The organism is Streptomyces sp. NPDC039465 (assembly GCF_055639315.1).
This window is the reverse complement of record NZ_JBVKAP010000005.1, coordinates 533,117-542,314: the sequence shown is the minus strand read 5'-3', so window position 1 is coordinate 542,314 and position 9,198 is coordinate 533,117. Positions and strand designations below refer to the sequence as shown.

8 protein-coding genes are annotated in these 9,198 nt (G+C 69.5%); 1 reads left to right on the top strand and 7 read right to left on the bottom strand.

The features are described from left to right. Positions 1–130 precede the first annotated feature (130 nt). The 5 genes from ACZ7LT_RS20470 to ACZ7LT_RS20450 all read right to left on the bottom strand — a co-directional run bounded on the left by ACZ7LT_RS20470 (position 131) and on the right by ACZ7LT_RS20450 (position 5,804). Positions 131–826, bottom strand: coding sequence for a hypothetical protein (locus ACZ7LT_RS20470; protein WP_471237450.1), 696 nt, complete (start codon positions 824–826; stop codon positions 131–133). Beyond that, positions 823–2,211 (bottom strand): AI-2E family transporter, encoded by a 1,389-nt coding sequence (locus tag ACZ7LT_RS20465; protein ID WP_471237449.1) that lies wholly within the window; start codon positions 2,209–2,211, stop codon positions 823–825. The genes ACZ7LT_RS20470 and ACZ7LT_RS20465 overlap by 4 nt, the downstream gene beginning before the upstream one ends. Before the next feature lie 97 nt (positions 2,212–2,308). Beyond that, positions 2,309–3,007, bottom strand: coding sequence for an aggregation-promoting factor C-terminal-like domain-containing protein (locus ACZ7LT_RS20460; RefSeq protein ID WP_471237448.1), 699 nt, complete (start codon positions 3,005–3,007; stop codon positions 2,309–2,311). A 366-nt stretch (positions 3,008–3,373) separates the two neighbouring features. Continuing rightward, positions 3,374–4,696 carry a PhoH family protein gene (locus ACZ7LT_RS20455; protein ID WP_471237447.1) on the bottom strand — a complete coding sequence of 441 codons (1,323 nt, stop codon included), beginning with the start codon at positions 4,694–4,696 and terminating at the stop codon, positions 3,374–3,376. Positions 4,697–5,042: 346 nt separating this feature from the next. Further along, positions 5,043–5,804 carry an isoprenyl transferase gene (locus tag ACZ7LT_RS20450; RefSeq protein WP_471237446.1) on the bottom strand — a complete coding sequence of 254 codons (762 nt, stop codon included), beginning with the start codon at positions 5,802–5,804 and terminating at the stop codon, positions 5,043–5,045. 110 nt (positions 5,805–5,914) lie between these two features. Between ACZ7LT_RS20450 and mgrA the strand changes: the two genes are divergently transcribed. Then, complete coding sequence (mgrA, locus tag ACZ7LT_RS20445; protein WP_471237445.1) at positions 5,915–6,952, top strand: L-glyceraldehyde 3-phosphate reductase; 1,038 nt, start codon at positions 5,915–5,917, stop codon at positions 6,950–6,952. Between the two features lie 254 nt (positions 6,953–7,206). On the opposite strand, the gene ACZ7LT_RS20440 is transcribed toward mgrA, so the two are convergent. After that, the gene (locus ACZ7LT_RS20440) at positions 7,207–7,572 is read right to left on the bottom strand and encodes a winged helix-turn-helix transcriptional regulator (protein WP_471237444.1); all 366 of its coding nucleotides are present in this window, start codon (positions 7,570–7,572) and stop codon (positions 7,207–7,209) included. Positions 7,573–7,641: 69 nt separating this feature from the next. Next, positions 7,642–9,189: a DUF2079 domain-containing protein gene (locus ACZ7LT_RS20435; RefSeq protein WP_471237443.1), complete on the bottom strand. Its 1,548-nt coding sequence runs from the start codon at positions 9,187–9,189 to the stop codon at positions 7,642–7,644. Between the last annotated feature and the right edge of the window lie 9 nt (positions 9,190–9,198).

Sequence of the window (9,198 nt, the reverse complement as noted above, 5' to 3'; positions counted from 1 at the left end):
AACGCTCGGCTGGGAAACCCCAGCCGAGCGCCTGCATAAACTGCTCGCGGCCTGATCAACACGACCACGTGTTGCAACGACCCCTAGAAACCGCCATGTGTCCCGGGGCCCTTCCGTCATCCACGCCGCGTCACTTCTTCAACTTCGTCATCAGGGCCCGGGCGTCCTCCATCAGGAACTCCTCGATGCCGCTGAGATCGACGGGCTCGGCCGGCGGCTTGACCTCGCCGTCCTCCCACTGCTCGATGACGCTGATGCTCAGCGAGAGCTCCGCCTGCCCGTCCAGGATGTCCAGCCCGGCTGTCTTGCCAGCCTCGTCGTACGGGGTCTTGAACGCCGCTTCCCCCAGGCCCTCGACCCGATCCGCCGACGTACTGCCCTGGAACTCCTCCAGTCGGACCTGGAATTCGGGCCCCGGGTCGGTCACCTTGTGCAAGATGTACGACACCGTCACCGTGTAGCCGAACTCATCGGTCCCCAGCGTCAGCGAACAGTGCGCCCGGTCGAGCACCGGATGCTCATCCATCTCCGGGCTGCTGGCGGTCACCTTCTTGCCGAGGGCGGTGGAGACGGCCTTCAGGTCGGTCTCCAGGCAGAGGTTACGGATGGAGCGGTAGCCGCCGAGGTCCACGCCCCGGCTCTCGTACGCGTACAGCCCGCCCGCCCACACGGCGGAGGCGACCACCGCGCCGCCGACCGCCCACAGCCACGGCCGGCGCGGCCGCGGGGCCGGCGGGGTCTCCGTGTCGAGGGTGTCGGGGCCGCCGGACGCGGTGCGCGGCTCGGGGAAGGTGACGCCGCCGACGAGTTCGGGCTCGGATATCACTCGCCGTTCCTCTCGGGGGATCCGGGCGGCGGGGTCGGCGCCACGTCGAGCGCGGTCGCCCCGCGCGGCTCGGGCGCGGCCCGCAACGCCTGCTCCTCGCTGTACGCGCGGAGGTAGCCGACCACGGTGTTGGTGACCGCGACCAGCGGCACCGCCACGACCGCGCCGCCGATACCCGCCGTCAGACCGCCCGCCGCGACGGCGAGCACCACCGCGAGGGGATGGACCCGTACCGCCCGGCCCAGGATGAACGGCTGGAGCACATGGCCCTCGATCTGCTGCACGGCCAGCACCACGACCAGCACCATCAGCGCCGTGAACACGCCCTCGGTGACCAGGGCCACGACGACCGCCAGCGCACCGGAGACCACCGCGCCGACCAGCGGGATGAAGGAGAACAGGAAGATGAAGACCGCCAGCGGCACGGCCAGCGGCACACCGAGGAAGTAGATGCCGACACCGATGAAGATCGCGTCGATGAGCGCCACGATCACCGTGCCCCGCACATAGGCGGTGAGCGTGCGCCAGGCCCGCGGCCCCGCGCCCGCGACACCCGGCCGGGCCTGGGCGGGCACCAGCTTGAGCACCCACTGCCACACCTTCTTCCCGTCGTAGAGCAGGAAGAGCGTGGAGAACATCGCGAGCAGGATCCCCGTCAGCGCCTCGACGACGACGGTCACACCCTGGAGACCGGCGGTGGTGATCTGCTCCGTGTTGGCACCGATGGCGTCGCTGAGGTTCTTGGCGATGTCGTTGATCTGCTGCTCGGTCACATGGAACGGACTGTCGAGCAGCCAGCGCTTGAGCTCCTCGATACCGTCCCTGACCCGGTCGGAGAGCGTGTCGACGTTGTCCATGACCTGCCACACCACGAACCAGCCGACCAGCCCCATCACGACGAAGCCGAGGACGGCGGTGACGGCGGTGGCCAGCCCCCGCGGCAGCCCGTACTTCCTCAGCCGGGACACGGTGGGCTGGAGCATGGCGGTGACGAGCAGCGCGGCGACGAACGCGAGGACGACGAGCTGCACGGAGCTGATGGCCTTCATCAGCACCCAGAGCGTCCCGGCCAGGACGAGCAGCCGCCAGCCGGCCTCGGCGGCGACCCGCATCCCCCAGGGGATGGCGGCCGCGGGATCGGGGCGGGCCGCGACGGCCGGCGCGTAGGCGGGCGGCGCCGGAACACGTCCGGCTTCGGAGCCGCCCGGGGCGCCGCCTTCGGTGGCGGACGGCTCCTCCGGCGCGGGAACGGCGGGGGCTCTCGCGGGGACGGGCGGGACGTCGAGCTCTTCCTCCGCCGCGGCGGCGCGGCGCTCTTCCAACCGCTTGCCCATCCGTGACAGTCCGGCGCCGAGCCGGTCCAGCCACCCTGGCAGTCTCGCCATGATCTTCCTTCTTCCCCCTGCCATGTCCCCGGAACCGTACACGCACGGAGCCCCTCACCGTAGGACGGCAAGGGGCTCCGGGACGTTGAGCGTGGGCCTAGTACCAGTGGTTGGCCTGCCAGAACGACCACGCGCCACAGGGGCTGTCGTAGCGGTTGTTCATGTAGTTGAGGCCCCACTTGATCTGGGTCGCCGGGTTGGTCTGCCAGTCGGCGCCCGCGGAGCTCATCTTGTGGCCCGGCAGCGCCTGGACGAGACCGTAGGCACCGGAGGACGCGTTCTGCGCCCGGTAGTTCCAGCCGGACTCGCGCTCCACGATGTTGCTGAAGCACTGGAACTGGTCGCCGGGGATCATCTGGCGAGCGATCGCCTTGACCTCAGCGATGCTGTAGGAGCCCTGCGCGGCGAAGCTGGACGCGTCACGGACGGAGTCGCGGTTGGCCCGCTCCTCCTTCTCCTTGCGGTCCTTCTCCGCCTTCTCCGCGGCTTCCTTCTTGGACTTGGCGTCCTTGGCGGCCTGCAGACGGGCGGCTTCCTCGGCGGACTTCTTCGCGGCCGAGTCGGCCGCGGCGGCCTGTGCGTCGGCCTGCTGCGACAGCGACGAGACCTGAACCTGCGCCTGCTCGCCGCCGGGAATGTCCGCCAGGAGCGTCGTGTCGGCAGCGGCCGCCTCGAAGTTGTCGCCATTGGCGTCCGAGGCCTGCGTGTTGCCCGCGGCAACACCCACGACAGCGCCGACAGTGGTGACCGCAGTGGCAGATGCCACCGCGAATCCCCGGACCGAGATCCGGCTCACACGGTTTCCTTCCAGCATCGCCCGCACGGGTGACCTCGCGGGCGAAATCGTGCCCCTTGCGCTGGTCTTCGACGTACTTGGGTCACTGAAGACACGGGCCCGTGGTGCTGTGGGCGGCATACGGCTAACGCTTGTTGAGTTGTGTGGTGCGGCACCCCTGAGGGTGCACGTGTGCCGTATGCGGGGCCTGACGGAAGCAAGACTCTGCCGGAAGCCGACGCCGCGAGGCAATTCTGTCTCGCGTGGGAAAGCTCACACCCCGCCGACCCCAGGGATTTCGCCGAATCGGGCGCACAACACGACGCCGCCCGGCTAAGCTGCTGCGCTTCGCCGGGCGGCGCCAACTCCCAAACGGGAGAAGGAAGGTCAGATCTGGCCGTCCTCCAGCATTTCGGTCACGAGCGCCGCAATCTGGGACCGCTCGGACCGGGTGAGGGTGACATGCGCGAAGAGCGGATGCCCCTTCAGTTTCTCGACGACGGCGACGACTCCGTCGTACCGGCCGACCCGGAGGTTGTCCCGCTGGGCCACGTCATGGGTCAGAACAACCCGGGAATTGGCCCCGATCCGGGACAACACGGTCAGCAGGACGTTCCGCTCCAGCGACTGCGCCTCGTCCACGATGACGAACGCGTCATGCAGCGAACGGCCCCGGATGTGCGTCAGCGGCAGCACCTCCAGCATCCCGCGGCCCAGCACCTCCTCGATCACCTCACGGCTCGCCACCGCCGAGAGTGTGTCGAAGACCGCCTGCGCCCACGGGCTCATCTTCTCGGCCTCGGTGCCCGGCAGGTACCCCAGCTCCTGCCCGCCCACCGCGTACAGCGGACGGAACACCATCACCTTCTGGTGCTGCCGGCGCTCCAGAACCGCCTCCAGACCGGCGCAGAGCGCCAGCGCCGACTTACCCGTACCGGCCCGGCCGCCCATGGAGACGATCCCGACCTCCGGATCGAGCAGCAGATCGAGCGCGATGCGCTGCTCGGCACTGCGGCCGTGGATGCCGAACGCCTCACGGTCCCCACGGACCAGCCGGACATTCTTGTCCGGCGAGATCCGGCCGAGCGCCTTGCCCCGTTCCGACTGGAGCACCAGGCCCGTGTGGACGGGCAGCTCGGCCGCCTCCGGGACGTACAGCGTCTCCTGGTCGTAGAGGAGGTCGATCTGATCGGCGGAGAGAGCCAGCTCGGACATCCCCGTCCAGCCGGAGTCCGTGATGGCGAGCTCCGCGCGGTACTCCTCGGCGAGCAGCCCGACGGAGGACGCCTTGATACGGAGGGGCAGGTCCTTGGAGACGACCGTGACGTCGTACCCCTCGGCCTGGAGATTGCGCGCTACGGCCAGAATCCGTGAGTCGTTGTCCCCCAACCGGTAGCCGGCGGGCAGAACGCCGGGGTCGGAATGGTTGAGTTCGACACGGAGGGTCCCGCCCAGGTCCCCCACGGGGAGCGGGGCGTCGAGGCGGCCGTACCGGACCCGGAAGTCGTCCAGCAGGCGCAGCGCCTGCCGGGCGAAGTACCCGAGCTCGGGGTGATGCCTCTTGGCCTCCAACTCGGTGACCACGACGATCGGGAGCACGACCTCGTGCTCGTCGAAGCGGGCCATCGCGTTGGGGTCGGCCAGCAGGACGCTGGTGTCGAGAACGTAGGTGCGCCTGTCGGACATGCGGCGCTTTGTGCTGGTCACCACGGAAGGACGTACCCCCTCGGCTGAGGTCGGGGAGCAACTGCGACGGCGTCGCAGGGGGATGGGGCCGGGCTCTGGCCACGATGCGCGGGCCGCGAGCCGGCCCACCGCTTCGTCCGTACTCGTCCTGCACGGTCGTCCTGGTGCAAAGGGCCTCCCGGGTGGGCGGTCTCCATGCCGCTCACTCTGCAGGTGGTATTCCCTCGAACAAGCTCAGCCATGCCATGGCATATGACGACGCGTTGGTGAACAGGCGGTGACCTGCGCCGCAGGTGCTCCGGGGGTCCCGTGGGACGCGGTGGATCAGGCGCCGATCAGACGGCGATCCGATGCCCGATCCGATGCCCGATCAGGTGCCGTACCGCCGGTGCCGCGCCGCGTAGTCACGCAGCGCGCGCAGGAAGTCGACCTTGCGGAACGCCGGCCAGTGGACTTCGCAGAAGTAGTACTCCGAGTGGGCGCTCTGCCAGAGCATGAACCCGGACAGCCGCTGCTCCCCGCTGGTACGGATCACCAGATCCGGGTCGGGCTGACCGCGCGTGTAGAGGTGCTCGGAGATGTGATCGATGTCGACGACCTCGGCGAGCTCCTCGAAGCTGGTGCCCTTCGACGCGTGCTCCAGAAGAAGGGAGCGGACGGCGTCCGCGATCTCCTGCCGGCCGCCGTAGCCCACGGCGACGTTCACGAGTATCCCCGTGTTGTCGTGGGTGGACTGCTCAGCCTCCTTCAGCACGGCCTGGGTACGGGCGGGCAGCAGGTCGAGCGTGCCGACGTGGTGCACCCGCCAGCGGCCGTCGGCCGCCAGGTCGCGGACGGCGTCCTCGATGATGCCGAGCAGCGGGACGAGCTGCTCCTCGGGCCGGTTCAGATTGTCCGTGGAGAGCATCCAGAGCGTGACGACCTCGACGTCGGTCTCGGCACACCAGCCGAGCAGCTCCTGGATCTTGCTCGCACCGGCCTTGTGCCCCTGCTCGGGAGTACCGCCGGACGCCTTGGCCCAGCGACGGTTGCCGTCGAGGATGACACCGATGTGCTTGGGCACCTGGTCGTGATCGAGACGGCCTTCCACCCGGCGTGCGTAGAGCCCGTACACCAGGTCGCGCAGGTTCACTGTTCCTAACCCCTCCATGCTGCGGCGGCCCCCGAAGCCGCCACATTACTGCGCAAGGGCGGAATGCTCCCAGCCCGGTCCTGTCACAAGTCCGTGATAAGGAGAGATACGTGACTGATTACCCGCTCTACCGCGCCGCCGCACAGCGCTACGACTCCATGGAGTACCGCCGCACCGGCCGCAGCGGCCTCAAGCTCCCGGCGATCTCGCTCGGCCTCTGGCACAACTTCGGCGACGACCGCGCGCTCGAGACGCAGCGCGCGATCCTGCGCCGCGCCTTCGACCTCGGGGTGACCCACTTCGACCTGGCGAACAACTACGGGCCGCCCCCCGGCTCCGCCGAGCTGAACTTCGGCAAGATCTTCGCGCAGGATTTCGCGACGTACCGGGACGAGCTGGTCATTTCGACCAAAGCCGGCTATGAGATGCACCCGGGGCCGTACGGCGAGTGGGGCTCACGCAAGTACCTGCTGTCCTCGCTCGACGCCTCCCTGAAGCGGATGGGCGTCGACTACGTCGACATCTTCTACTCGCACCGCTTCGACCCGCACACTCCGCTCGAGGAGACGATGGGGGCGCTGGCCTCCGCCGTACAGCAGGGCAAGGCGCTGTACGTGGGCGTGTCCTCGTACAACAGCGAGCAGACCGCCGAGGCGGCCCGGCTGCTCACCGACATGGGGGTCCGTCCCCTCATCCACCAGCCCTCCTACTCGATGATCAATCGCTGGACCGAGGAGGACGGGCTGCTCGACACCCTGGAGGAGGCGGGCATGGGTTGCATCTCCTTCGTGCCGCTCGCCCAGGGTCTGCTCACCAACAAGTACCTGGGCGGCATCCCGGAGGGATCGCGCGCCACGCAGGGCAAGTCCCTCGACCCGAACCTGCTCTCCGACGAGGTGCTGCGGCGGCTGCGCGGGCTCGGTGAGATCGCCGAGCGACGCGGCCAGACGCTGGCTCAGCTCGCGCTCAACTGGGTGCTGCGCGACGAGCGGATGACCTCCGCGCTGATCGGCGCGTCGAGCGTGGCGCAGCTGGAGGAGAACGTGGCGGCGCTCGCCGGATCGCCGCTGTCCGCCGAGGAGTTGAAGGAGATCGACACCTTCGCCGTGGACACCGAGGGCACCAACATCTGGGCCGGGCGCGGCTGAAACGAAAAACGGGCCGGTCCGTGGGGGGGATACGGACCGGCCCGAGGGGGGGTTTCCACCATAACCCTTCGTAAGTGATGCTGGGTGCCACCGTGCGCCGCCAATACGCTCTGGAATATGCGCACCCCGTGGGAACACCGGCTTCCGGGCCGGTAAAACCGTCCGCGGCCCGGGCGTGGCGCCCGGCGTGTCCCTCCCAGGAGGGACCCGGGACCGGATGCGCCCGGTTGACGGCGGAATACGGGCGGCTACGGTCAGGCGGCCGGTTCCCCGGCCCGTTGTGCCGCCTTGGCCGCGAGGATCTGGGTCATGAAGGTGTCACCCCACTGGCCGAGCGGCTCCAGGGCCTTGTTGAGGGCCTCACCGAGCTCGGTCAGTGAGTACTCCACCCGCGGCGGCACCTCGCGGTAGACCTCGCGGTTCACCACACCGTCCGACTCCAGCTCACGCAGCTGCTGGATCAGCATCTTCTCGCTCACCCCGGGCAGATTCCGGCGCAGCTCACCGAAGCGCAGGGTGCCCTCGTGGAGCGCCCACAGGATCATCGGCTTCCACTTGCCGCCGACGACATCGACCGCCGCGTCGAGACCGCAGTGGTACGCCACCTTGCCCTTGGCCATCGCCAACTCCTCAGCTGCGCACGACACTTTCCGGATCGACAGTACGCCGTCGCGTTCATCGGTCATCCGTCAGCGGTCGGCCGTCGGTGGGGTACGGCGCAGGAGCGTGATGCCGTCGCGGCGGGCGACGACCTTGTAGCCGTACTTGTCCTGGGCGGCGGCCAGCTCTGCCTGTTGCTGTTCGATCGGGTAGGGCCAGTGACCCGTCTTGTACGGCCATGCCTCCGGGGCCTTGCTGTCGTGGACGATCCACTCGGTTGTGGGGGGCGGGAACTGCTTGAGGTCGTACCGGTAGAGCTTGCTGTCCACCGGGAAGGTCGGGAAGACGACGACCGTGCAGCGTGAGGTGAGCTGGGGGATCAGCCGGTTGGAGGCGGCGACGCTCGCTCCGTCCGGGATCTTCGCCAGCAGCGCCCGGGCGGCCTCGATGTGCGGGGTGGTGCGCCAGGTGGCCCGCTGGGCGAGCTGGGCCAGGGGGAAGGCCGGCAGCAGCAGGACCGTGACGCCGAGGACGGTGAGCAGCGAGGCGCGCAGGTGGCGGGCGGCGAGGGGATGGTCGCTGCGGCGCCAGACGGAGAGGGCGTCGATGAGGCCGGCGAAGACGATGGGCATGAGGACCGCGCTGTAGTGGAAGGCGGTGCCCCAGTGGAAGCCGTTCTGCGACAGCATCCGCCAGGCGAGCGTGGGGACGGCGAGGAGCGCGAGCGGGGAGCGCAGGGCGAGCAGGGCGGACGGGGCGAAGACGAGGACGAGGGTCATCGGCTTGATGTCGGGCCGTAGGGCGTCGAGCGGGGCGTGGGCGAGCAGGCTGAGGAACGAGCCGTAGTGGTCGGAGAGGTTCTCCCCGTGTGCGTAGGAGCCGCCGGGGTTGAAGGCTGGCAGCAGGTAGGTGATCTCGATGTAGGAGCCGAGGAGTCCTGCGGCGGCGGTGGCGAGGCCGAGTCGGCGGGGTCCTTTGACGGCGATCAGGATGCCGAGGGCGGCGAGGGTGAGGCCGAGGTCCTCCTTGACGAGGAGGAGGGGGGCGGCCCAGGCGACGGCCGGGATCCAGCGTCGGCGGGCGAGTGCTTCGAGGGCGAAGGCGAGCAGGGGGACGGCGAGGGCGACCTCGTGGAAGTCGAAGGCGGCGGCGGAGGCGATGCCCCAGCTCAGTCCGTACCCGGCGGCGACGGTGTGGGCGGCGGGGCGGCCGAGGGCGCGGGCGGCCCAGCGGGCGAGGGGGACGACGGCGACGGCGAGGAGGGCGGACTGGGCGAGGAGGAGGCAGAGGGGTGAGGGCCAGAGGCGGTAGAGGGGGGCGAGGGTGGCTACGAGGGGGTGGAAGTGGTCGCCGAGGAGGTTGAAGTGTTCGCCGCGCAAGGGGACGACGGGGGCGCGGAGTTGGGCGTAGGCGCGGAGGGCTTGTTCGAAGATGCCGAGGTCGTAGCCGGTGGTGCGCATGAGGAGGTGGCGGCGTACGGCGACGGTGGCGTAGAGCGCGCAGAGGGTGGCGGCCCATCCCCAGGGGAGGAGGGCCGCCGTTAGCCGGGTGCCCGGACGTTTCGAGGTGGGGCGGGCCGGAGGTGGGGTGGTGCTGCCGGTCCCCTGCCTGGCCTCATTGTCTGGGATTGTCCGCATACGTCCGGA

What these genes read in the sequence shown, in the direction of transcription:
- ACZ7LT_RS20465 (WP_471237449.1), bottom strand. Translation starts at nt 2,211, where the DNA reads ATGGCGAGACTGCCAGGGTGGCTGGACCGGCTCGGCGCCGGACTGTCA.
- ACZ7LT_RS20440 (WP_471237444.1), bottom strand. Translation starts at nt 7,572, where the DNA reads ATGGCCAAGGGCAAGGTGGCGTACCACTGCGGTCTCGACGCGGCGGTC.
- ACZ7LT_RS20435 (WP_471237443.1), bottom strand. Translation starts at nt 9,189, where the DNA reads ATGCGGACAATCCCAGACAATGAGGCCAGGCAGGGGACCGGCAGCACC.